This is a genomic window from Enterococcus larvae (genome assembly GCF_017830045.1).
GTDB classification, from domain to species: Bacteria; Bacillota; Bacilli; order Lactobacillales; family Enterococcaceae; genus Enterococcus_L; species Enterococcus_L larvae.
Window position 1 is genome coordinate 19766 of sequence record NZ_JAEDXU010000002.1, and the last position, 24218, is coordinate 43983.

Below are 24218 nucleotides of genomic sequence, written 5' to 3' on the forward strand. Positions count from 1 at the left end.
ATCTCGCTCAATCCCTTGAAAATAAGTCGAATAATCTCAAAAATATGGAAAGCTATTTTCGGATTATCCGCCTTATTTCCCGGAGCTTAACACGTCTATCACAACCGCATTGTATTTCACTTAATGATTCATAAGGAGTAATTGTAATAAATTTGACGATTAAGATCGAATCACTGTTCCGCTTGAGCCGTTCAAGGCATCCGCGGCTTTTTCCAGAGAAGCAATAATTGCTTTTCTCCCTGTTTTAGAAGAGGCAAATTCCATTGCTGCTTGAACCTTCGGCAGCATGCTTCCTGGAGCAAATTCACCAGCATCCGCATATTTCTGTGCTTGCTCAACGCTGATTTCTGTCAGGTTTTCCTGATCTGGAGTGCCATAACGAATTGCTACATGGTCAACTGCAGTTAAAATGAAGAAGTAATCTGCATCCACAAGATCAGCTAGCTTTGCAGAAGCAATATCTTTGTCGATAACGGCAGGTGTTCCATCGTAGTCACCGTCATTTTTCTTAATGACTGGGATTCCGCCGCCTCCGCAAGCAATGACGATAAACTCATTGTTCAATAGATTGAGTATTGATTTCCCTTCAACGATGTTGATTGGAATAGGAGAGGCAACCATTTGGCGATAGCCTCGACCAGAATCTTCTTTGAACACTAATGCTGGATTTTCCGCTTGAAGCTGATCTGCCTGTTCCTTGGAATAGAAACTGCCAATCGGTTTCGTGGGATTTTTAAATGCCGGATCGTTAGGATCAACCTCAACCTGTGTGACGATGGTTGCGACATTCCAAGGCATTTTTTCTTTTCTCAGTTGACGAAGAATACAGTTTTGTAAATGATACCCGATATATCCCTGGCTCATTGCAGTACATTCAGGTAATTCAAAATGTGCGATACTATCATCCATATCGGCCGCTTTATTCAACGCCTTTTCAATCATCCCAACTTGAGGACCATTTCCGTGGCTGATAATGATTTCATGCCCCAATTTTATTAAATTGACTAGAGCTGGTGCAGAGTTGTTGATTTGTTCCAATTGTTCTTGTGGTGTATTTCCTAGGGCATTTCCACCCAATGCAATAACGATTCTTGACATAAAAAGCTCCTTTTAGCAACATACTCTCCGAAAGCAGGTTGTTTGATTCAGTCGGAGAGTCAAATTCCTTCTCTCTAAGTAAGGGTGCTCAGAGAGAAGGGTGCTGTTTAGATTTTTTGGAAATAGCGTAGTAGCACTATTCTATTAGTTCGCTCTTACTGGATAAAATAACTTTTTAGCGTTTAGGCTGTTGTTGAGTGATACAATGAATATTTCCGCCACCATAAACAACCTCTACAGTATTTACACCTACAACTTCTTTATCAGGGAAAATTTCCTGAATTTGTTTGATTGCCAAGGCATCGTTTTCGTCTCCGTATTGAGGAACGATCACGCCATTATTTGTGATCAGGAAGTTCATGTAAGAAGCAATACAGATATCGCCATCTTCACGAGGCAGTGTTCCTTCTACATAGTCGATTTTAAAGCTGCCTTTGATAGTCACATTATTGATTGGGCAACAAATTTTATGAACACGCAATTTACGGCCTTTAGCATCTGTCATTTCGCTCAAACGTTTGTAACCGTCCTGTGCTGCGTCATAAAATGGACTGTTTTTGTCGTCAGTATAGATGCAGGCAACCTCTCCAGGAGCAACGAAACAGGCAACATCATCCACGTGACCATTTGTTTCTTCCGGATCGATCCCATCTTTTAACCACAGAACCTTTTCACAGTTTAAGTAATCGCATAATTTCTGTTCGATTTCTTCTTTTGTCATATGAGGATTGCGTCCTTCACTTAACAAGCACATTTCTGTTGTCAAGACAGTACCTTCGCCATCAACGTGGAAAGAGCCGCCTTCCAGAACAAAATCATCTGTACGATAAGAATCGACATGCTCAATCTCACAAATTTTACGAGCAACTAGGTCATCTTGGTCCCAAGGGAAATATAGTCCATCAACAAGCCCGCCCCAAGCATTGAAGGCCCAGTCTGCACCACGAAGCTCACCTTGATCGTTGATTAGGAAAGAGGGACCACAGTCACGAACCCAAGCATCATTATTGGACATCTCATATACTGTGATATCCTCAGGCAGCTGTTGGCGACAGTTGGCGAACTGCTCACGAGAAACAACAACATTCATAGGGGTGAAACGGCTGATCGCCTTAGCTACGTTAGTAAACGCTTCTTGTGCGGGTTTACCTCCATCACGCCAGTTGTCTGGACGCTCCGGCCAAATCATCCAAACCTTTTCCTGTGGCTCGTATTCAGCCGGCATACGGAATCCGTCTGCTTTAGGTGTCGTATTCATAACTCTTTTTGCCATGTCTTAACACTCCGTTTCTATTTTTTTATTTTCTTTATGATAATGATTGCTTCACCAATAATGATGAAAACAATCGTGCCAATCGTGATAGGGAGCTGTTCGTTTAGTGATTCTGCATCAAATTGCAGAGGGACAGCTGTAAATACTAATGAGACAAGAATCATCAACATAGGTACAATAACCAATATCTTCAGGAATAAATCGCTGCCGCCGACCTTGAAAGGACGTGGTGTATCCGGATCGATTTTTCGCAATTTGTAAAATGCCGGAAAGACTGGTACATACGATAATAGGAACATTACCAAGTTCAATGAGAAGAAAGCCCAGAATAAATCTTGATTTGGCAAGATTGGTGCAATGACAACAACGATCGAAGCAACGATCCCGTTCATCAAAGCAGAGCCGATAGGCATTTCATTTTTCTTACTGCGCAAAGCAAAGAATTTTGGCATATCGCCATTTTCTGCTGCATAGCAGGCGGTGTTATTTACACCCAGTGACCAAGAAATCATATTACCGAAAAGTGTTAGTAAGAACAGGAACGCCATTGCTCCAATAAAGAAGCCTGAGGTAGAATTAGTCAACAGCTTGAAGCTGTCCATCAGACCACTACTTGTACTGATTTCACTTGTCGGAATTGCAGCACTGATCCCAAATGCGGAGAAAATGTAGATTGCGGCAATCACGATACCTGCTGCAATAATTGATTGTGGAATTTGTTTTTTAGGATTTTCCATGTCATCTGCAAACGTACAGATAACCTCAAATCCTAATAGGTTAAAGATAATTACTGAAATAAAGGATAAGCTATGAAGATCAAAGCTTGGTAATAAAGAGCTGACGGTGTATTCATTCGCCACACCCTTTGTAACGGCAACGTAGACACCAAGTCCGCCGATAAGTAATGCCAGCAGCATTTTGATGATTGCCGCTCCGTTCAAGATCCAGATACTGTCGCTGACAGGGTAGAAGCTGATCCAGACGATGATCCAGATGAAAATCAGCTCGATAACAACTGCACCAATAGTAGAAACTTCAATACCTGTAATCGTTGTGATCAGTTCGGGACACATTACAGCGAGTGAAGCAAGCCATAGTGGATAGTTGATCCAATAAAACCAAGAGACGCGTGAACCCCAACGGTGACCAAAGGCTTTTGTGACCCAATCGTAGATACCGCCGTCTCCAATATATGTTGTTCCCAGCTCTGAAGAAATCAGACCGTAAGGGAGTAAGAAGGCGATCAATAAGAAGATCCACCAAAAGAATTGCGAGTTTCCGATTGCTGCCACTGGTGCTGCTGCCTCTGCAACAAACACCACACAAATAACTGATAAAATAGCGCTAAATAAACTGAACTTTTTCCGTTTTCCTTCCATTTTGGACATCCTTTCTTTTCTGTCACATGGAAGCAAAAACAGCAGAGAGGGGATGACTATAGCGATTCTCTGCTGTTCTTACCACAACGCTCTTTATAATACGGTGTTCAGAAGAACTTCCAAGTCTGCTTTTGCCTTCGCTTGAGCAGCTTTGTCTGTTGGGTTCTTATCCGCAAAGTCGTTCATCAAGTATACAAGTAGACCACGAATTGAAGTTAGACGATTTTCTGCTTCGTCAAAACAAATTGATGCAGGTCCGTCAATGACTTCATCTGTAACTTCTTCACCACGACTTGCAGGCAGACAGTGCATGAATTTCGCATTTTTTCCAGCTTTGTTCATCATACCTGTATCCACTTGATATTTAGGGAAGAAGGTACGCATACGCTCTTCCTCAGAAAGTTCTGCTTCGTATAAGCCATACCATACATCAGTATAGATAAAGTCTGATCCAATGATTGCATCCTCATCATCCGTCACTGTGTAGCTGCCTCCTGAAACTTTACAGATAGCATCCAATTTCGCTTTATGGTCATCATTCAGCTGGAAGCCTTTAGGTCCGAAATGGACAAACTCCATACCCATTTTTGTTACAACTAATCCTAATGAGAAGCAGACTTGTGTCGCATCTCCAATGAAGGAAACTTTACAATCTTCCAATTTTTTGCCTTCAGGTAAATGCTCGATCATTGTACAAAGATCGCCAAGTTCCTGTGTTGGGTGATTATAATCAGACATTCCATTGATAACAGGAATCGTTGCATGAGTTGCCAAATCATTCACACTATGATGGCGTTCAACACGCGCCATCAAGATATCTACTAAGCGTGAAAGTACGCGGCTTGTATCTTCAATCGTTTCGTGACCGCCTAATTGGATTTGACCAGGAGCTAAATATTGTGCATGACCGCCTAATTGTGTCATTGCAGTTTCAAAAGAAACACGAGTTCTAGTAGATGATTGCTGGAAAATCATACCTAAAGTTTTGTTCTTTAATAATGGTGGATAGTAGTTGTTTTTGACACAAGCTTTAATCTTTAAGGAAAGATCAACGATTTGTAAAATGTCCTCCTTTGTGTAATTTTCTGTTGTAATAAGATCTCTTTTGTTCATGTGTCTTCCTCCTCGGAAATATTTTTTACAGTTTCATTCTATAAATTTATCTGTCAGTTTACGATAAACCTGAGGGTCTAAACATTTTTAGAAAGCGCATACATTTTTGGTGGGAAAAATTCGTTTATTTTACTAGGATTTAAAAGGCTGTTATATCAAGGGTTTAGAAAAGTTTAGCTAAAAGGTTTAGAAATTTTTTTCGCCATCTGAAAAGGTTGATGTTATAATTTGAGTAGATGATAAGGATCGGGAAAGGTTTACCACTTAAACTGATACTTCTAAATGAAAGGGGTTTCTTTTATGATTGCAGTATTTCTCTACAATATTCTGTTGATCGTTTTATATGCACTGGCTATGGCACTTTCCATCAATTATTTTCTTCGCCGGAAGCAAACACTCTTCTTACTGATAACGATTTATTTGCTCTTCTTCATTTTTGATAATGCGATTATTTATATGACAGAATTCATTAATAGCTTTGCTTCAAGTTACAACGAGACCTTCATGAGCATTCCTGTAGCAAAAACAATTATTTATGTTGTGAACGCCTACTGTTCCTTATTGATCGTTAATAATCTCCTCAAACGAAAAACTTCCTTTTTTCAATATGGTTTAGTCGTCATCTTGACCTTATGGATGTCAATGATTCCTCTTCTGCAAAATTCAGCGACAAAAGTTTGGCTCTATTACCTACCAAATCAGTTGTTTCTGTTTTATCTTGGTTTATATGGTTGGCTGCATTTGAGAAAGGCAACAGATTTTTCTGCTGCAAGATATTTCTATACAAAGTGGGTTAGTCTTTCTTCTATTGTTTTTGGTCTATTGATCCTTTTGGAGGATACGTATGTTATTTATCAAGTGGATCAGTATACGATCTTGAATGTGAAGATCAACAATCGGAATATATCTGAGGATATCTTTTCCATGCTTATCTGTTTCATGCTGCTGCACTTTTTGTTTAGAGCAGAGGAAGAAGAGAAGCAGGCAGTTGTAGAAGAGAAAGAGGATGTGCAGTTTCAGCTGTTTTGCCGACACTATGGTTTTACACAGAGGGAGCAGGAAATTTGTGCCTTACTACTGGAGCATAAATCCAACCAACAAATTGCTGATGAGATATTCTTATCCCTAGGTACCGTAAAAACTCATGTCCATAATATTTTCATTAAGCTGAACATCAAAAAACGTAATCAGGTAATAGAAGTATACGAAAATTTTCATAAATCAGGAAAGATTAATACAGAAGTCTCTTCAGCTGTATAAGTTAGTTAGAAAAGAACACCCCTCACTTCAATGGCGAGGGGTGTTCTTCTATAAAATATCAAATTTTTTGAAGCAGCTCAATGAAGTTTCGTGGTAAATAAACACGATAAAGTAAAAGATCGTAAATTCGACTATCTTTTCTTTGTAACTGCTTAAAGAGGTAAGCCAGTTCTTTGATGAATTCATGTTTAATAGCCGGTCGATTAGAAAGCAAAACACAAATTGAGGCAAATAATGCAAAGACTCGGAATGTTCGTTCGTAGATATACGCTGAGGAAAATGAATCATCCTGCAGGTATTCTTTTAAGAGACGTTCCTTCAAACGAGTTTTTAAAGGAATTTCATGAATCATTAAACGAGACCCGTGAGCAACAATGTTTCTATATAAATGAACAGCTTTCATCGCCTGTAAAAAGAGCTCCTTTTTCAACTCATCTGGTTTTTGAGGGTACAAAAATATATTGGCTACACTGCTCTTGATGGAAGAACGGCATAGCTTATACCATTCATAAACAACACCTAGGCTGAGTGTGGGAATGACAATCCAAGGAGGAACATTCTTATAGCTTTCACGAAAGTGTCTGATGGTGGTTATTCGGCTATCCTCAATGCGGGAAGTGACCTTATCAAATGTTTTTTCTATAGAATAAGCTCCTTTAAAAGCACCTGTTTGAATAACATAACCATTAGAATAGCTGCTTTTATCTAAATATCTCTGTTGATCTGACCCCAGTTCAAGAGAGATATAATAACTTAAGGAGGACTTGAATGTCGTCTCAACCATCATGATGTACTTATAGAGTATGGAGGCAAGGCTCTTATCAAAATCACAAATCAATAAAGTATCTTCTAAAACATCCTCAAAAAGCTGATTGCCGTAATCAATATTACTATCTTTTGCTTTCTTTTGTTGAAACAGCTCTTTGTAGCTGTTGATGATACCGTAGTAAGAATTATTGATCAAAACATATTTAGCTGATTCTTCGTCTCGAAACCGCATGTTTCTTGATTTGAGAATATCTATTTGTTCTTCCAGTGTTTTAAATGTTTTATCTTCCATTACTGACTCCTTTACAAGAAAAAAATCTCACTGAAAGTAGTGAGATAGAGGTGTAAGGCACCCAGATTTTTATATTATTATAATAATGTTAATGTTTCTTTGTGTCAACTATTTGTATGTATCACAATTTGACTTAATGAAGAGAGCATCATTTATCAAGATTAGGTAAGATAAAGAAAAACTCATTTCAATTTGAAATGAGTTTAGTCTAAGCTTAAAGTATTGATTGGCGAATTATCCTTTTCTCTGCTTGTTAATGTCAAAAGCTCAACTTCTTTTTCTATCAATTTTGACCGTTGCGTTTCGCCAAGATCATTTAGAAAATGAATGTAATCATAAACTTTACGAATATATTGGTAATTTCCTTTTGTAAGATAGAGATGTAGGTTACTTAAATACTCAACATTCATTCGATATTTATAGTCTTGATTTCCTTCATTTTGTCTTTTCGCTAGTATTAAGTAGTTATTTGCTTTTTCATAGTTTAGTTTATATAGCTCTGTAGTGATTAAATTCGTAATTAGATTGTAGGCAAATTGCTTTGTTGTTGTATTTCTGTTTTCCTCGTCTTTTATAGGGATTGCTTTACTAACTAATTTTTCTGCTTGTTTATCACTCATTAGAAAGATGGTGTTAGACATTAGTGTATAATCGTACTGAATATAGTAAGATTTGTCATTTAAGTAACTAAAAATATCATCTAGTTCATTTTTTTTGATAGGTTTAATATCTTCCCAGTACTGAGAAAAAAACACTTTAATAGCAATATAATTTGATAATTCTTTCAAATTTTTTTGAGAATTTGTTTCCAACTTACTAAAGTAGCGACATAACTCGTTTTTCTTTGTCTGGTTGTTAAGATGATTTGCACAATATTGAAACAAGTTCCTAAATCGTTTCTGTTCTTCATCAATTGAGGAATAAAGGAAAAATTCTTCAGGAGAAATCGATAGTTGATCAAGAATGGAGGATAGATCAGATATTTTAATGTCTTGTTTACCATTTTCGATTCTCGAATAGGCGGAGGTATCATGACCAGGCCACATTTCCTTTTGTGTCAGCTTTAGTTTTCGCCTGAAAAAGAGTAAAGTCTCACTGATATTCATAAATTAAATCCTCGTTATTTTTTGCTAAATTATATCACATTTGAATTAATTTGCGAAGATAATGATTAAAATCGATTTCAAAATATCGTTATTTTTGATAATATAAGGATGTAATTATGCAAATTACGGAGGTGTTGAAATGCTGGCTTTAGGACTGATTATCATTCCACTTCTTGTCATTGTTACACCATAAATTTTTACATCAGGGGTGTGCAATTGCTAGAGTAAGAGAACAGAGCTGGGGGCTTCTGTTCTTTTTCTTTATTCATTTATCAGCCATATTTGTAGCGTAAACAGGTTCGAAACAAAGAGTTTTATATTCTGAGTACTTTTATAAAAAACTGAATTGTTGAGGTCACTACGTTATGCAGTTCCTTAACAATTCAGCTTTTTTCTTTTTGCAAAGTCTGTTCATCACAGCGACTTTGCAAGACATTATGTATTCACGGTATGATGACGTAATATACATAATGCTCTCCTTTTCCCGATAAACAACACCATATTCTCCTATATTACCTTCAGAGCAATATCTCTGTAGAACAATACTGTCAGCAAAAAAATGTATCTGATTATTTTCAATTCTATAGAAGGTTGAAAACCAATCGCCATAGTATGTTGGAAAATTTTTGCAAGGAAAACATTTATGGCGATCTCAGATCCGCTCAAACTGACAGACTACTTGACTTACCCCTTTTTATGAAAACAGTCAAAATACCAACCTGATAGATATCTAGTCTGGCTAAACCATAAAAATCATTCTAATGTTTAAAGGCACTACTACCCAATTAGTAACACCGCTTCTATCACAGCAGGCATCTATTCCTTTTCATAAATTAACTATATCAAGCAGCAGAAAGAAAATAAACAGGTGTTATCTATTTGGGTAAAATATGCACAAATCAGATTTAATTCTGGCAGTTATTGTAAAATTGGCTTAAATATGTTATATTTTGTGCTAAATCAGCACGTGGAGGAGTTTGATTATATTGAAAAATTTAAAGATAAGAATTGGAGATACGTTAAGATTTTTCAGGAATTTAAAAGGCTTCACTCAAAAAGAAGTGCTGAAGACTTCAGCAGATCATTCTATCTATTCCAGGATAGAAAATGGTAAAAGGAGTGTCAGATTAGAAGAGCTACAAGAAATTCTGAACACATTATCAGTGAACATAGAGGAATTTATTACATTTAGCGATTTTGATATAAATCAAGGGGTGTTTCGTAAAGATTTTCACAGTGCTGCTGTTGAGTTGGACAACCCTGAAAAAAAAGTAATTATGATTCAGTATTATAAAGAAATTTTGTTGGAGCAGAAGAAAACAGCTGTACAGCTTTCCAATTTTGTCTCAATCAAAGCCTATTTTTCACAGTTCTGGTCAGAGATACCACCAGTTTCGTCGGAAGAGGTACGGGAAGCCTACGAACTGCTCTCTAATACAGAATATTTGTTGCAATATGATTATGCTTTATTAGCAAATATGGTGTATCAGTTTTCTACGGATCAAAGAAGGACATTGATGAAAAAAGCCTATCCAATTGCAGATAAGCAATCCAGAGATGCGGAAACACTGAAACATGCTTATAACGTTATCCCAAATGCTATCACTGCTTGCATACAGGCGAAGGAGTATGGTGAAGCGAAAGAATATGCGCAAATGATTGATACCATTGATAAAGCAGCTAAAAATCTTCATATAATCATGAACATAAAATATTTGGAAAATCTGATCTATTTTATCACTACAGGAGATCGTGCATATCAGAAAAAAATCAACAGATATATAGATATTTTGCAGGAACATGGTTTTACGGCTATTGCAGAAGCTTCTGACAAAGAGATGAAAAAATTTGTTTTTGGAGATATAGAAAATGGAGAGGTTCCGATCAGTACAATGTAATCAGAAATATGTAGACGCAGAATGGCAATTCCTACAGTTTTCAAAAGGAAATGATTTAAGTTAGGTTTAAGCAAGCAGGTGTATCCTAAATTCTTGTATAAGAGAGGATGGATGTGCATGCAGAAGAAAATAAATAAATGGATGATCAGCACAATTATTGTTAGTGCCTTGTCTATTGGAATCATTTCATTTCTAAGCTATAAATTGATGAATCAGCCAAGTGTGGAGATGCCGGAAGGCGGACAAATGATGGATGGGGAAATGCCTGATGGCGAACGACCAGAAGGTGGACCTCCGGGGATGGAGCAGAATTCCGGAACTGAAGATAGCGAAACAGCTGATATTTAAAAGAATGAAACCAAGACTGAGGGCATGTCAAAACACTCTTAGTCTTGATTTTTATATACTCGGATAATACCGAAATTCTTTTTCTAAGCTGAGCTGTTCACAATTTCTCGTGATATAATAGGGAAACTTTAGATTTAAATGGAGGGCTGCCGATGATTATTCCTGAAAAACTAAAAGCTGCTGATGAAATCCGGGTTATTTCTCCTTCAAGTAGCATTGAGCGAACAGGTGGGATTGAAGCAAACAAAGCAGCTGAAGAGACGTTACAAAGGATGGGGTTCAAAGTTAGCTTTGGTCAGCATATATTGGAGAATGATGTGCTGGGTTCTGCTGCTATTGAAAGTAGAGTTGATGATATCCATCAGGCTTTCCTTGACGAGAATGTAAAAGGAATATTGACCTCGATAGGCGGTTTCAACTGCAATGAGCTTCTTCCTCATTTAGATTATGACCTTATAAAGAGAAACCCCAAAATCCTCTGTGGATATAGTGATATTACAGCGTTGAGTAATGCAATTTATACTCGAACTGGCTTGGTGACTTACAGTGGTCCGCATTATACTAGTTTTAAGATGAAGATGCTTCAAGACTATCAGATGGAAAGTTTTAAGGATATCCTGATGAATAAAGGAGAACATCTACTGACTGCTTCTGCCTTCTGGAGTAATGACCCATGGTTTCTACCGAATTACAGTCCTAATATCCTGACTGGCAAGTGGCAGGTGTACTCAGAGGGAGTGGCGACTGGAATCAGTATAGGTGGGAATATAGGAACATTTAATTTGCTTCAAGGAACAATCTACCAACCGATGGAAGAAAACGTGATTGGCTTTGTAGAGTTGGAGGAAGAGGCGGATTTTCGAGATTTCACAAGGGAGCTGGCTTCATTTTTACAGGTACATTCACAGCCGAAAGCTTTATTAATAGGTAGATTTCCACAGGAAACTGGAGTGACGGAGGAGCGATTATTGACAGTTTTAAATAAGTATCCGATATTGAGCAATATTCCTGTCATTTACGATATGGATTTTGGGCACACTCAACCTATCTTCACATTTCCAATAGGTCAGGTAATCACTGTGGATACATTCAATAAACAGCTTATTTTTTCTGATGAGCAATGAAAATCATTGAAGATTACCAATCTTTTCTGTATTTAGAAACAGACAAGGATATAGATACCGAATCATAGTTGCTCCTTTTTTCTCATTTCTAATGTTCTGTCAAGTTAGTTAAATCCCGCTTTATACAAACTTTTTCATTCTACTTTTGTTTTAGCTTGTATGGTAGAATCTGGTAGAAAGCGAGTGATAGAGTTGGTAAACAAATTTGAGGAAATGCTAGAACAGCTTGCTGTAGGGGAGATCAACGAGATCAGTATCCAAAACAGCGAATTTTTTATATTTCGAGAGGCATGGGCTAAAAGAGCTGACCGTGTATTATTTGTTGGAGAGGCAGCGCACGGCGGGCATGTGATTTACAGGTATGAAAAACCTCAAGTGGTAAATAACGAGGACGCTTAGATATGACACTTGTTCAAAAAAACAAGAAGGAATGGCGCACGCTATCAACTATAGAGTGCCTCATTCCTTCTTATTCATTCGATTAAAAGTTAATAAAAATAAGCAGCAATCCTAAAAGTGAAGCAGGTACTCCGGCAAATAGGTATGGCTTTGTCAGTCCATTCCAGGCTTTCTTATGATAGAAGGCCCGAATCTGGTAATTGATACTACCGGCAGCGAGTAAGGCAATACCTGCAAAGAAAAGAATCAAAGCAATAATCAGTATGTTCATCATAATCAACCTCCTACTATATATTATAGCGAAGAAATCAAAATACTTACAGTGACAGCCTCTGTAGGCAATGAGACAATTATTTGAATCAGAAGAAGCGGCAGCTGTTTTCTTGATGTGGTTCTTCATCATTTTAGATAAAATACTTACAGTGAGTTGTTTCCTCTACTTTGTTTTCGCTGAATCTAATAGATTAGATAACCTTTTTTAGAGGAATCAATTGCTTTAAGGGGCAAGGAATAGTTATAATAGAAAACGTTAAGTCGAAAAAATTCGTTTATTTACATAAATAATTAAATGATCTTACAAGAGATAGGAGTATTTTGAATGTATAAATTTTACCTACTGGATGAAAAGGAATTTGAGGATTTTGCAAATCAATCAAAGCAGGGCAACTACCTACAGACAAAAGAAATGGGTGCGTTGAAAAAGTTAAGAGGAGCAGAGGTCTTTTATCCCGGCTTAAAGGATGAGCAAGGGCAGATCCACATTGCAGCATTAATGACAAAAACAAAGCTGGGTGTTGGTTATGTTTTTGATATTGACGGTTTAGAGCTTCCAGAAGACAAGGAGCTTGCAGCAGATTTTCTTTCTCAGCTTAAAACGTATACGAAAAGTAATGATGGCTTATATTTGACTGTAACACCGAATCGAGCCTATGCAACTTATGATTATCGAGGACAGCAGTTGACAGATAAAGACAGTGAAATCATTCCTTTCTTTGCTAGTCAAAAGTTTGAGCATGAAGGATTTTCTCAGGGCTACTCTTCTGATGGGAATCCACAGTGGATGTATAAAAAGGATTTGCGTGAGCTGTCTGAAGCAACATTGATCAAATCTTATAATAAGGATGCCAAATACAGTTTGAATAAAGCAAAAAGCTTTGGAATCACAACAAGAGAATTACCGTATGAAGAGCTCTCTCTATTTAAGGAAATCACAGAACGTACCAGCATACGAAGAAATTTTACAGACAAAACGCTGGACTACTATCAAGCTGTGTATCAGTCTTATGGAGAAAAAGCAAAATTTGTGGTTGCAGAAGTCAATTTTAAGAACTATTTGGAAAGCCTTGAAAATCAGAAGCAGCAGCTGGAGCAGAAGTTGGCGGATGTTGAAACCTTTTTAGTAGTTAATCCAAATAGTCGAAAAAAGAACAATCAAAAGCGAGAATTTACAGATGAGCTTTCTACCTACGAGAAGCGTATTGCTGAAGGCAGAAAAATGCTGGAAGAGAACGGGGAACAGGTTTCTCTGGCTTGTGCTCTTTTTCTGACATGTCCCCACGAAACAGTTTACCTGTTTTCTGGAACGGAAGAGAAGTATAAGCAATTATATGCACCATTCTTGATTCAGGACAGGATGTTGAAGTATTCTGTAGAAAAGAATATTCCTGTTTATAATTTTTATGGAATAGAAGGCATTTTTGATGGCTCAGATGGTATCTTGAAATTCAAAGAGTCCTTCAACGGATTTGCTGAAGAAAAGATTGGGACATTCAAAGTGATTACCAATCAAGGAAAATACAAAGCTTATATGGTTCTGAAGCAGGCGCGTGAATTTTTAAGTAAGCTCAGAGGAAGAGCTTAGTGGAAAACAACTAGATCAAATGACAAAAAAACGGAAACAATAGACGCTGTTTTTGTTGTATAATCAAAAATTGAGTGTTCATTTTTTGAATCAAAAAAGTGTTAAATCATACAAAAAAATTAATTTTTCAAAAAGAACAAGCAAACAGTCGTTTTGCTTGTTCTCAATTCTTTATGAATGAAACAAAAATGATTATATATTATGAAAAAACAGTGGTAAATATTGATATTTAAGGGTTTTTATTTGTTTATTTGTTTTAATAGCATAAAAATGTACCTGTTTTTTACTCTTTTGGTTTTTTTTGTAGATAATTAAAGTTATTTTTGCAAATTTAACAATTATTGAGCGTCGCTCTTTATTTCTTCATATTTGTTTGTTATTCTTTACTTAAGAATTGGATGTTAAAAGACATATTCTTTTCTTAAATAATTTGAATAAGGAGGCCAATGAACACAGGTGATTATCGAATTGATTCCGCTAGATCAAAACGATAATAATTTTTCTATTAACTAGGAAGTTTAAGCAACACGATAAATGAAATGAAAACCAAAGAGTTAGAAAGTGCAGAATAAGCTATGACGTCTGGGGAGGCATTATAGCTTATTTTTTTTATTTTAATATATTTCTTTGTTCGTGATAATGAGGTAGAATAATAGTTTGAATAATAATAAGGGAGCAGAAGCATGAATAAAGATGAATTGATCAAACAAGCAAAAGATTTGATAAGTAAAGGGAATATTGAGAAGGCAAAAAGCTTTTTGGAAGAGCATAAGGATGAGATTGGCGAACAGTATGATAAGCTGAGAAAATCACTTCCTGACTTGAATATCGATGATTTAGCTGGACAGGTAAAAGGCTTTTTCAAAAAATAAAAAAAATGCATACAAAAAAGGGTATCAGTTCTATACATTAGACTGATACCCTTTTAATCTGTAGTACTACTCAAATCATCCATTTAACTGTTTAGCTCCTTAAGCAGTTTCTTTTAGTTGACGTACAGCTTGCTTAATTGTGATACCGTAAGCGACTTTGTTATGATCATTAGCATCATAGACCATAAAAATGTTATTCTTTGTATCAAAAGCTACACGATAACTAACATTGTTTGTTTTGAATGTCATACTATCATCTCCTCTCAAAAAAATTTCTAATGAAAGGCAACGAATATAATAACGAAATCCTGAAATAATAATACCATATTCAATGAATTTTAGCAATATTTTGCTTAAGGGTAAGAGAAGATGGAAGAAATAACAGAGAATACTTTGTGTTTTCGGTGTTTCATAGTAAAATGAAAGAGAAAAGGGAGGGATTTATCATGGAAAAAAACTATCAAAATATTTTAGTTGCAGTAGATGGCTCTACCCAAGCGGATCAGGCGTTTGAAAAAGCGATTGAAATTGCTAAACGAAATCAGGCGAAGCTTCATATTGTCTATGTCATTGAAGAAATAGGTAATTATTTTGGCGAACTGACAATCTCTGTTACAAATGCAATGGAAGATCTAAGAGTGAAAGAAGAAGAAAAGATGAAGCAAAGAGTTGAATTTGCTCATGCCGGCGGTTTGGATAATGTTGCTACGTATGTAGTCTATGGTTACCCTAAAACCTTGTTGGCAAACTTTTCAGAATCTGAAGAGACAATCGATTTAGTAATCATTGGTAAGACAGGCTTGAATGGATTGGAAAGAATCCTGGTTGGATCAACTACTTCATATGTTGTGAACCATGCTTCTTGCGATGTACTGGTCATAACGACAAAGGGTGAAGAAAAATAACAAAGGAATAAGTTAAGAATAGCGGGCCGGGGATTCCATCGAATACCCTGCCCGCTATTTTTGCGTTCTTTAGATCTATTATCATAAGGTAAGCGGACTATGTTAGATTGGCGGGATAGCGTGGTAGCGTCAAAAAATTCAGATGCGCAGCTTATTTCCATCACAATTTTATTTCATTTATATAGGAAAATATTTTTATAGAACAGTAATGTACTCTTTGATAAAATAGACATATTGTTGATAATTAGAAAACGAGGATAAATAGATGAAAAAGAAAATCGTTATCGGCGTAATGATTATATGCTTATTATTGATTGGTATTGGGGGAAAGCTTAATATGGATAGAAAGGACAAACTTGCACAAATAGTTGAGTGGGAAAGAGTTGTTGCTGGACAAATTAAAAATACTTTTGAAAATGTGGAAGAAATAAAATTTTCAGAAAAATTTGTTCTAAAACCATCTGCGGGTTTTCATTCTATGGGAGTGAAAATCAAAATTCTTGAAACAGATTATGAGATGACTGTAAAACTTCCTCCAGTGGAACAAGAAGAAAGGTTATCTAGCTATGCGTATACGGAAGGTATGGAAAAAGGAATTACAGAAGGTACTACGAAAGTAATTTATACAGACGGCAGCGAGGAGGACATTTGATTGTATACAGATAGAGAACTCAACGAGCTAAATCAGGAAGTTTATTTTGTAGATCCTGATTTTGATGAAAAGATAACATATAAAGCTAAACCTACTTCAGAACTTTCAGGTAATGAAAAAAATGTAGTAATAATCAACGACAAAAAATTCCAAATCGTTGGCTCGGCAAATATTGACAACAATGGTTATCAGGGCTTTGCAGTTGCTCCAATTACAGTTGACTATCCACAAGGAGATCCTAATAATGTGGCGATTATCTCAGCCGGAACTGTTCGCCCGGCAATATTAGGTGGAGAAGGTTCAGACGGTTTTACCGACTTCATTGCAGCAGCCGGCGTATTCGATACTAAAAACGGCGGTTCCCCTCAAACAAAGCAAGCTGAGGATTTCGTTGATTATATGATAAATGTAAAAGGCTATACTGTGACGCACTTGAGCGGCTATAGTCAGAGCGCGTATATGTTGAAAATCGGTGCGCAGTTCGGAATCCCAACAACAGTTTTTAATGGTTGGTTTCTATATGATTCTCTGACGGATGACGAAAAGAAATTTATGAAAGACAATCCTGAGCTATTCAGAAATTATCGGAAATATAAAGATATTAGAGTCAAGCTTATTGATGGAAATGACATGGAAAAAATTGGTGAGGATTTTGGTACGATTTTTTGGGTTGAGGGAGATACACATGAAATCAATGATTGGTTTTTTGACAAAGACGGGAATGTCCTGTTTAAAGATTCAAAAAGCTCTGTGGTAAAAATGTCACAGATTGCACGTCAGGCCTCTCTTGATAAGTGGAGGCTCTTTCAATTGAAGAAGAAATTCAGTACTAGTGGAGGCGGACTTTCTGCAAATGAGCAGATTTATTTGGATGACAGTGAAGCACTGCTTGTTGTTGAAGCAGCATCAAGAATGAGTAAAACAATTTTGGAATCAGTTAAAGAAAAATACCAAAAGGCCATTATTGAAGCAGAGCAGCTTTGGCAAAAGACCGAACAGACAGCATTGAATGTGGGATCGACACTAAGCAATTCAGAAGCAATCGAAGCACTGGAGTCTGGTGGTGCGACAAAACAAGCACTCACAACTGAACCAATTTCCTATTATCAGGAGAAAATTTCTCAATTGAATGCGCAAAATACAGCTTATGATTCGTTGGCTTCAGACATAAAGGCGAGTATTGCGAAATTGGTTTCCAGTGATTTGGAACTGGCGGGACAGCTTTGAGGGTGAAAAAGCATAAAGAGGGGGACTGTTGTTGAGTCAAAAACTTGAGCAATTAGAGGGAAATTATTTAAAAGAAAAAGAACAGGTTGAGAGAAAAATAGAGGACATCCGTTTTGCGAAAAACAAAGGTGTACAGATATTAGAAGATATCATGGAATCTAGTAAATACTACATAAAAACCATCACTGACGACCGGACCGAGCTGTATGAGGGGCAGCGAGCGCTGAATGAGTTAGGAGACGATTTTCAGGAATCTTGTCAATGTGCAGTCAGAAAGTATGATAGCGAATTGGAAGATATGGAACGGATTTATCGCCGCAGCTATCAGAAATTATCTGATCAAGCTGAAAAGGTGGGAGGGGAGCTTTGCGATGATTGATGATTTGCTGAATGAGTTGCGCAAGAATGGTGAGAAATTGATGATTCGTATATCAGTAGCTAGCTCTGCTTGTCGGGAAGAACAAGCAAGTCGTAAAGCTATAGATGAATCATCAAGAGAAGAACTGAAGGTTTTGAAGACAAGTATTCAGGGAACGGCGGAAACATTAGGCAGTTCCATCAAGGGGCAATTTGGAAAAGGAACACAAGAGGCTCTAAAGAATCAGAGTGAATCAATCGAAGGTTTTTAGCTCAAGCCGTAGGTCATTTTCAACATATAAATTCTATTGAATAAATGTCAGCTCACTCCATTTTTTTATTTTCAGTCTTGTATCTAGTTTTTCTGTATTTATAAATCTTATATGCTCGTTTCTCCATACAAATATGGCGGCAGCATCTGCAAGATGGGGATGATAGTAGGATGCATAAAGCAATTGTTCATTATGAACGTTGTCTAAGTAGAGAATTGCTATTATTCAACTATTTATTTGCAGGTTAATACATGAAGAAGTAGTGATTCAAATGATAGCTGGGATTCTTTTTATTCAGCATAAAAAATTACTTTATTGAACAGAAAATGTAAAGACGGTAGTTGTTGGATTGTTTATAATGAAAGAAAAAGGAAAGTAGGAGAAACAATGGAACATTTAGTATATACAGATGCGAAATCAAAGGTATTTGATAAAATTATGGCAGGTGAGAAGACTTTGATTGTTAGAGGAGCTGCAGGAAGAAAGCTGCCTCATAGTCGAGTTTTTGCAGGAGAGCAGTTGTATTTTATTGAAAATGACGGCTCGGGTGAAATCAAGGGGACGGCTGTCGTTAAGGACGTTTTTAACTCTGAAAAAATGACAGCAGAGGAATCAACAGAAATTTTGGAAGGGAAGCAAGATCAACTGCAATTATCAGCAGCACAGAAAAAACGCTGGTATGGGAAAAAAATTCTTTGTCTAATTGAAATCGAAGCGCCCGAAACAATTGAGCCGATGGATTTAGACAGACAAAAAAATATGGATGACTGGTTGATTGTTGAAAATATAGCTGATATAACAACACAAGGACATGCTGAGGAGTATAAAAATATTCGATTAAATAAATAAAAAATAAGCCTGTGGGAATTCGATACGTCAATATGTATTTGAATTTTTACGGGCTTTTTGCTAAAATAACGTTATGTGAATTAAGAAATCAATGGTTGGGCGGAAGCTTCAAGGATCATGTTCTTCAAGGGGTGAGAAGAACTGTTTTTTGAGTTCGGTCTTTTTTTCTTATTTCATGGAAGAGGAAAAAGGCGCTATACTGCGCATTCTCTTGTATATGATTACGAAAACAAATAAAGCAATATTTTGTTGGAGGTGAAATAATGGTTTTAGACGCTTTAGAGCAAATTCGTCAGGCTGAAGATCAAGTGCAGCAAATGAAAAAAGATGTACAGCAGGAGATGGCTGATTTTGAAACAAAGAAAAATCAGGAAATTTTACAATTGCAAAAGAGCAGTCAGGAAAAAGTAAAGAAACTGCTTCAGGAAACTGAACATTTCCAGCAGGAAAAACTGAAAACAGAAAAAGATATCTTATTGAAAGATGCGGAAGAGCAAAAGAAATCCTTCCAATCAAAATATGATGGAAACAAGAACCAAATGATTGAGTATATCGTAGAAAGGGTGAATGAACTTTATGGCAGTCAATAAGATGGAAAAGGTAACACTGATCGCGGCTGCTGAAAAGGAAGAAGCGATTCTTCAGTCGATACAGGGACTGCAGACAGTTGAAATCAAAGACTTCTATCACTCAAGTGTAGATCAATCATATCTCGACAGCTATTTTTCTTCTAATCAGCTGATGGGGAAAGCTTTTGATAAAAAATATTATGAAGAACTGCTCTTACGGATTCAAGATGCGTTGATGTTCATGGCTCATTTTGCGAGTAAGGAAGGAAAGAAAAGCGGGATCAAGCGTCAGGTTCAAACCTTGGATTTTTTGGAATCCTCTTTTAAACGTGAACAAGTTGTCGATTACTTAAATGAAATCGAGAGTTTGAAAAAGCGTTTGAATGATGTAGAAAGCCAAAGAAAAAAGCTTTTGGCTGATGAGGATTGGCTGGCAAGGTGGCAGTCGTTGGATGTTGTTCCTCAAGAGGTCATGCTTAACGATGCCTCTCTGATATCAGGCTCATTGAATACTGCAAACAATCAGGAATTTCTGGATGAACTAAAGGAGCTGCCGTTTGTATATGCAGAAGAAATCTATCAAAGTACCAATCACGTGTACTATAGTCTGATTTTTCTGAAGAAGAATGAAGAATCAATAAATGGGTTATTGAATAAATTCAGCTTTGATAAGATGAATTATCCGTATGATGTTCTTCCAAGCGAGGCTTATGAGCAGACGAAAAAAGAACTGACTTCTTTAGTTGAGGAAGAGAAGCAGATCAAAAAAGCATTAGCGGCTTATCGTGAACATCAGGAAGAGCTCTATTTTGCTGAGGAAATGGTTTACGCACTCATCCACCGTGAAGAGGCGAAGAATCATTTATTGAATACAAACTATTTTTCCTTGATACAAGGATGGATTCCGGAAGATGAGAAACAAAATTTTCAGGAAACACTTTATGGAGTCGTTCCTAAATCGGAGCTTTACATGGTCTTTGAACAGCCGACTTCAGAAGAAATACAGAAGGATATCCCAGTTAAGTTGAAAAACAACAAGCTAGTTGCACCGTTTGAAATGTTAACGGAAATGTATAGCTTGCCCAAATACGATGAGATCGATCCAACACCTGTCATGACGCCATTCTATATGGTATTTTTCGGAATGATGGTGGCGGATTTGGGCTATGGGCTTTTGATGCTTATCGGCACACTGGTTGCTAGAAAACTGATGGTATTGCCAAGAGGAATGAAACGCTTTGTTGATTTCTTTTTCATATTGTCGTTTCCGACGATCATCTGGGGCTTCATCTATGGGTCCTTTTTCGGAGCATCATTCCCGGAACAATTGTTGGGGATCAACTTACCGTTTCCGATTTTATCGACTACAGAAGACGTAAATACGATTTTGCTTCTTTCCGTGGCCTTCGGTTTTATTCAGTTGATGACTGGACTTATGGTCAATGGTATCGAATTGACAAAAAGGAAACAGTATCTGGAAAGTATCGGCAGCAGTTTTGCATGGCAAGGATTGCTAGTTGGGATTCTGGTTGCTGTACTAGGTACGATTGTGTTGAAGAATAATGGTTTCCTTATGACAGGTGCAGTGATTGCTGTGATTTCAGCATTATCGATTGTAGCTGTACCGGTGATCCAATCAAAATCTAAGGCAAAAGGCATTGCTAAAGGTTTATATGAGTTGTACAACTTAACAGGGTATATCGGCGACTTAGTCAGCTATACTCGTTTGATGGCATTGGGGATCTCCGGCGGGAGTATCGCCGCAGCCTTCAACATGCTTGTTGAATTCATGCCGCCTGCTGCTCGATTTACAGTAGGAATCATTCTGATCATTGCTTTGCATGCCTTGAATCTATTCTTGAGCTTGCTGAGTGCCTATGTACATGGCGCTCGTTTACAGTATGTAGAGTTCTTTGGAAAGTTCTATGACGGCGGTGGACGTGCGTTCCAGCCGTTGAAAACAGAAGAGAAATATTTGAATATTGAAAAGACGAAAATAAAGAAATAAGTGAATAAGTGGAGGAATATAAACGATGATTGATTACTTGATTAATGAAAATGGCGGCATTCTTTTTGCAGTTTTAGGAATGGCGATGGCAACGATTTTAGCAGGGATTGGCTCTGCTAAGGGTGTAGGTTTTACTGGTGAGGCAGCCGCAGCTTTAACAACAGAGCAGCCGGAAAAATTTGGTCAGGCGCTGATCCTGCAGCTTCTTCCTGGTACACAGGGATTGTACGGTTTCGTTATTGCCTTCTTGATCTTTATCAACCTAGATAACAGTATGACGATGGTTCAAGGACTGGATTACTTTATTGCATCATTACCAATCGCTTTTGCCGGTCTGTTCTCAGGGATTTCTCAGGGACGTGTTGCCGCAGCAGGTATTCAAATCCTTGCTAAAAAACCTGAACATGCAACAAAAGGGATCATCTATGCAGCAATGGTTGAAACCTATGCGATCTTAGGCTTCGTTATTTCATTCTTACTTGTACTGAACGTAAAATAAGAGGTAAAAAATAATTACTTCAAGTAGGAGGAAAAACATGGATGCAATCGAAAAAATCGTTGAGCAGATCCTTGAAAAAGGAAAAGACGAGATAGCAACCTATAAAAGTGCTGAAAAAGAGCGCATCGAAAAGAATTTTGATGAACAGGTTGCTGCAATAGAAATTCAAGAAAAACATCAAATAGATAAAAATACTGAATTAGCAAAAAAAGCATTTAAGCAAAAGCAAAACCGCCAACAGCTAGATGTCAGACAAGAAACTTTGAACAGAAAACAGGAGTTGCTGACTCAGCTGTTCAAAGAAACTGTTGAAAAAATGAACGAGTGGGATACAGCAACATTTCAGGAATTTGCTGCAAATGTGTTGTCCAAATTACCGTTGACTGGCGATGTTCAGTTAAAGATCGGCGAATATTCACAGGAGAAAGTCAGCCAAGAATGGCTGAAGCAGTTCAATACAGATACATTGAGCTTTCAGTTATCTGATGCAGTTGTTTCAAAGGAAAGCGGCTTTGTCATTGTGAAAGACGGTATTGAATATAATTTCTTGTTTTCAACATTAGTTCAGGAAATTCAAAAGGCGGAAAGCTTTAAAATTGCAGAAATGCTATTCAGATAGGAGCAGGTGGAATGAAAGAAACTGCATATAACCAGATCAATCCTCTGATTCGAATCAAAGAAACTGAGCTTTTGAGTCCTGCCCAATATGAACAGCTTTTGAATGCAGAAACAATCAACGAGCTGCGTGATATTTTAAAAAATACTGTATACGGTGAGTACTTGCGGGAAGATTTCGAAGATAATTTCGAGTATATCTATTCTAAGGAACAGGGAAAACTATTCGAGTGGTTTTACCAAATGGCCCCCGAGCCGGAAATAATCTCGATCTATACTTCCCGATTTACCTTTCATAATTTGAAAGTACTGACAAAAGCCGAAGTTACAGGTCAGGATTTAGATCATCTCTTTGTCGAGGACGGCCATTATTCTCTGGCAACAGTGAAAAGTGCTGTTCATACGCGAATGTCCAGTGAGCTGCCGGAAGTTTATTTGGAAGCAATCAGAGAAGTCCATCACTATCTTGAGGAATCAACTGTTTTGCAGGCAATCGATATTATCTATGATCGTTCGTTTCTGACATATCAACGCCAGTTGGCTGAACAGCTGGGGTATGAGGATGTTATCAAGGAAATCACGTCGTTCATTGATTTGACAAATATTTCTACAACTGCAAGAGGTGTCGTGCAAGGACAGACGGAAACATTTCTTTCTACTGTTCTTTCCAGCTCGGGCAGTATACCAAAAGCTGAGTTTCTACCATACGCCGGGCAGACCTTGGAGACATTCACATCCTTTGCTGTTTCAACGAAGTATGGAGAAATTTTGAATTCGTTAGTTGATTCAGAAACACATGAGTTGGATTTAGTGGCTTTTGAAAGAATCAAGGATGATTATTTAACGAATATATTCAATAAATCAAATGTTGTTGCATTTGGCCCATTGCCGCTGCTTTCCTATCTCAATGCAAAGGAAGTCGAATGGAAAAATCTGCGTATGCTTGTTGTAGGAAAGAAGAATCATTTTCCTGTGGAGCAGCTGAAGGAAAGGATGCGTTCAGTCAATGGCTCATAAAATTGGAGTAATTGGAGATAAATATTCTGTTATGCCATTCAAGCTTTTCGGCTTTGATGTACGTTACGGCATGTCAGCCCGTCAAATCAGAGATAGCATTGAGCAAATGGCGGAAGAAGACTATGGCGTGATTTTCATCACTGAGCAGGCTTCAGAGCAGGTCACTGAAACAATCGATCGATATAAAAGCAAAATGAAGCCCGCTATTATTTTGATCCCTAGCCATGACGGAACAAATGGTATCGGCAAACAAGCAGTTCAAGAGAACGTTGAAAAAGCGATTGGGCAGAATATACTGTAATGATATGAATGCGTTGAATAGACGATATAGAAAATAGAAAATCGAGTGCTTAGCACTATTTTAATGGAGCACACCATCCAGAGCTTGTCGGAACAGTTTGAAATAGGACTGTTGGAGTTTCTGTGAATGCATCGATTTTAACTCTCGGAACAGGAG

General features: G+C 37.3%; 27 protein-coding genes and 1 other annotated feature. Of the genes, 19 read left to right on the forward strand and 8 right to left on the reverse strand.

The annotated features are described in order from the left end of the window. Positions 1 to 159: 159 nt before the first annotated feature. The 4 genes from arcC to ptcA form a co-directional block, all read right to left on the reverse strand. A complete protein-coding gene (gene arcC, locus I6N96_RS04135) occupies positions 160 to 1098 on the reverse strand; it encodes a carbamate kinase (RefSeq protein WP_209556253.1) in 939 nt (312 codons plus the stop codon). A gap of 175 nt (positions 1099 to 1273) precedes the next feature. Further along, positions 1274 to 2371 carry an agmatine deiminase gene (gene aguA, locus I6N96_RS04140; RefSeq protein ID WP_209556254.1) on the reverse strand — a complete coding sequence of 366 codons (1098 nt, stop codon included), beginning with the start codon at positions 2369 to 2371 and terminating at the stop codon, positions 1274 to 1276. Positions 2372 to 2388: 17 nt separating this feature from the next. Beyond that, positions 2389 to 3750, reverse strand: a complete 1362-nt coding sequence (locus I6N96_RS04145; protein ID WP_209556255.1) for an APC family permease — start codon at positions 3748 to 3750, stop codon at positions 2389 to 2391. Between the two features lie 93 nt (positions 3751 to 3843). Then, positions 3844 to 4863 (reverse strand): putrescine carbamoyltransferase, encoded by a 1020-nt coding sequence (ptcA, locus tag I6N96_RS04150; RefSeq protein WP_209556256.1) that lies wholly within the window; start codon positions 4861 to 4863, stop codon positions 3844 to 3846. A 300-nt stretch (positions 4864 to 5163) separates the two neighbouring features. Between ptcA and I6N96_RS04155 the strand changes: the two genes are divergently transcribed. Beyond that, positions 5164 to 6123 carry a helix-turn-helix transcriptional regulator gene (locus tag I6N96_RS04155; RefSeq protein ID WP_209556257.1) on the forward strand — a complete coding sequence of 320 codons (960 nt, stop codon included), beginning with the start codon at positions 5164 to 5166 and terminating at the stop codon, positions 6121 to 6123. 58 nt (positions 6124 to 6181) lie between these two features. Here I6N96_RS04155 and I6N96_RS04160 read toward each other — a convergent pair whose 3' ends face one another. Both I6N96_RS04160 and I6N96_RS04165 read right to left on the reverse strand, forming a co-directional pair. Then, positions 6182 to 7183 carry an Abi family protein gene (locus tag I6N96_RS04160; RefSeq protein ID WP_209556258.1) on the reverse strand — a complete coding sequence of 334 codons (1002 nt, stop codon included), beginning with the start codon at positions 7181 to 7183 and terminating at the stop codon, positions 6182 to 6184. A gap of 203 nt (positions 7184 to 7386) precedes the next feature. Further along, the gene (locus tag I6N96_RS04165; protein ID WP_209556259.1) at positions 7387 to 8289 is read right to left on the reverse strand and encodes a helix-turn-helix domain-containing protein; all 903 of its coding nucleotides are present in this window, start codon (positions 8287 to 8289) and stop codon (positions 7387 to 7389) included. A gap of 986 nt (positions 8290 to 9275) precedes the next feature. Here I6N96_RS04165 and I6N96_RS04170 point away from each other — a divergent pair. The 4 genes from I6N96_RS04170 (at position 9276) to I6N96_RS04185 (ending at position 12058) form a co-directional block, all read left to right on the forward strand. Continuing rightward, positions 9276 to 10187, forward strand: a complete 912-nt coding sequence (locus tag I6N96_RS04170; protein ID WP_209556260.1) for a helix-turn-helix domain-containing protein — start codon at positions 9276 to 9278, stop codon at positions 10185 to 10187. 117 nt (positions 10188 to 10304) lie between these two features. Continuing rightward, positions 10305 to 10535: a hypothetical protein gene (locus tag I6N96_RS04175; protein ID WP_209556261.1), complete on the forward strand. Its 231-nt coding sequence runs from the start codon at positions 10305 to 10307 to the stop codon at positions 10533 to 10535. A 152-nt stretch (positions 10536 to 10687) separates the two neighbouring features. Further along, the gene (locus I6N96_RS04180) at positions 10688 to 11659 is read left to right on the forward strand and encodes a S66 family peptidase (protein ID WP_209556262.1); all 972 of its coding nucleotides are present in this window, start codon (positions 10688 to 10690) and stop codon (positions 11657 to 11659) included. A 183-nt stretch (positions 11660 to 11842) separates the two neighbouring features. Continuing rightward, positions 11843 to 12058, forward strand: coding sequence for a hypothetical protein (locus tag I6N96_RS04185; RefSeq protein ID WP_347339062.1), 216 nt, complete (start codon positions 11843 to 11845; stop codon positions 12056 to 12058). 82 nt (positions 12059 to 12140) lie between these two features. On the opposite strand, the gene I6N96_RS04190 is transcribed toward I6N96_RS04185, so the two are convergent. After that, positions 12141 to 12332: a hypothetical protein gene (locus tag I6N96_RS04190; RefSeq protein ID WP_209556264.1), complete on the reverse strand. Its 192-nt coding sequence runs from the start codon at positions 12330 to 12332 to the stop codon at positions 12141 to 12143. A 324-nt stretch (positions 12333 to 12656) separates the two neighbouring features. Between I6N96_RS04190 and I6N96_RS04195 the strand changes: the two genes are divergently transcribed. After that, on the forward strand, positions 12657 to 13919 hold the full coding sequence (locus tag I6N96_RS04195; RefSeq protein ID WP_209556265.1) for an aminoacyltransferase: 1263 nt from the start codon (positions 12657 to 12659) through the stop codon (positions 13917 to 13919). Between the two features lie 683 nt (positions 13920 to 14602). Then, positions 14603 to 14791: a hypothetical protein gene (locus I6N96_RS04200; RefSeq protein ID WP_209556266.1), complete on the forward strand. Its 189-nt coding sequence runs from the start codon at positions 14603 to 14605 to the stop codon at positions 14789 to 14791. 99 nt (positions 14792 to 14890) lie between these two features. Here I6N96_RS04200 and I6N96_RS04205 read toward each other — a convergent pair whose 3' ends face one another. Next, on the reverse strand, positions 14891 to 15040 hold the full coding sequence (locus I6N96_RS04205) for a hypothetical protein (protein ID WP_202061902.1): 150 nt from the start codon (positions 15038 to 15040) through the stop codon (positions 14891 to 14893). Between the two features lie 197 nt (positions 15041 to 15237). On the opposite strand from I6N96_RS04205, the gene I6N96_RS04210 reads away from it, so the two are divergent. The 12 genes from I6N96_RS04210 to I6N96_RS04265 all read left to right on the forward strand — a co-directional run bounded on the left by I6N96_RS04210 (position 15238) and on the right by I6N96_RS04265 (position 24062). Beyond that, complete coding sequence (locus I6N96_RS04210; RefSeq protein ID WP_209556267.1) at positions 15238 to 15696, forward strand: universal stress protein; 459 nt, start codon at positions 15238 to 15240, stop codon at positions 15694 to 15696. A 265-nt stretch (positions 15697 to 15961) separates the two neighbouring features. Further along, positions 15962 to 16348: a hypothetical protein gene (locus I6N96_RS04215; RefSeq protein ID WP_209556268.1), complete on the forward strand. Its 387-nt coding sequence runs from the start codon at positions 15962 to 15964 to the stop codon at positions 16346 to 16348. Then, positions 16349 to 17575 carry a hypothetical protein gene (locus tag I6N96_RS04220; RefSeq protein ID WP_209556269.1) on the forward strand — a complete coding sequence of 409 codons (1227 nt, stop codon included), beginning with the start codon at positions 16349 to 16351 and terminating at the stop codon, positions 17573 to 17575. It begins immediately after the preceding gene. 31 nt (positions 17576 to 17606) lie between these two features. After that, positions 17607 to 17954, forward strand: coding sequence for a hypothetical protein (locus I6N96_RS04225; protein WP_209556270.1), 348 nt, complete (start codon positions 17607 to 17609; stop codon positions 17952 to 17954). Beyond that, positions 17947 to 18204, forward strand: a complete 258-nt coding sequence (locus I6N96_RS04230) for a hypothetical protein (RefSeq protein ID WP_209556271.1) — start codon at positions 17947 to 17949, stop codon at positions 18202 to 18204. Before I6N96_RS04225 ends, I6N96_RS04230 begins: the two co-directional genes overlap by 8 nt. Before the next feature lie 387 nt (positions 18205 to 18591). Beyond that, positions 18592 to 19053, forward strand: a complete 462-nt coding sequence (locus I6N96_RS04235; protein WP_209556272.1) for a hypothetical protein — start codon at positions 18592 to 18594, stop codon at positions 19051 to 19053. Between the two features lie 93 nt (positions 19054 to 19146). Continuing rightward, positions 19147 to 19194 (forward strand) — a sequence feature (sodium ion sensor (DUF1646 type); this cis-regulatory element may regulate processes involved in with the transportation of sodium ions). A 122-nt stretch (positions 19195 to 19316) separates the two neighbouring features. Continuing rightward, positions 19317 to 19643, forward strand: coding sequence for a hypothetical protein (locus tag I6N96_RS04240; protein WP_209556273.1), 327 nt, complete (start codon positions 19317 to 19319; stop codon positions 19641 to 19643). After that, positions 19630 to 21630 (forward strand): V-type ATP synthase subunit I, encoded by a 2001-nt coding sequence (locus I6N96_RS04245; protein WP_209556274.1) that lies wholly within the window; start codon positions 19630 to 19632, stop codon positions 21628 to 21630. The genes I6N96_RS04240 and I6N96_RS04245 overlap by 14 nt, the downstream gene beginning before the upstream one ends. 25 nt (positions 21631 to 21655) lie before the next feature. Beyond that, positions 21656 to 22129, forward strand: a complete 474-nt coding sequence (locus I6N96_RS04250; protein ID WP_209556275.1) for a V-type ATP synthase subunit K — start codon at positions 21656 to 21658, stop codon at positions 22127 to 22129. 37 nt (positions 22130 to 22166) lie between these two features. Beyond that, on the forward strand, positions 22167 to 22748 hold the full coding sequence (locus I6N96_RS04255; RefSeq protein ID WP_209556276.1) for a V-type ATP synthase subunit E: 582 nt from the start codon (positions 22167 to 22169) through the stop codon (positions 22746 to 22748). An 11-nt stretch (positions 22749 to 22759) separates the two neighbouring features. After that, positions 22760 to 23761 (forward strand): V-type ATPase subunit, encoded by a 1002-nt coding sequence (locus I6N96_RS04260; protein ID WP_209556277.1) that lies wholly within the window; start codon positions 22760 to 22762, stop codon positions 23759 to 23761. After that, entirely contained in the window at positions 23751 to 24062 is a 312-nt protein-coding gene (locus I6N96_RS04265) for a V-type ATP synthase subunit F (RefSeq protein ID WP_209556278.1), read from the forward strand. The genes I6N96_RS04260 and I6N96_RS04265 overlap by 11 nt, the downstream gene beginning before the upstream one ends. Positions 24063 to 24218 lie beyond the last annotated feature (156 nt).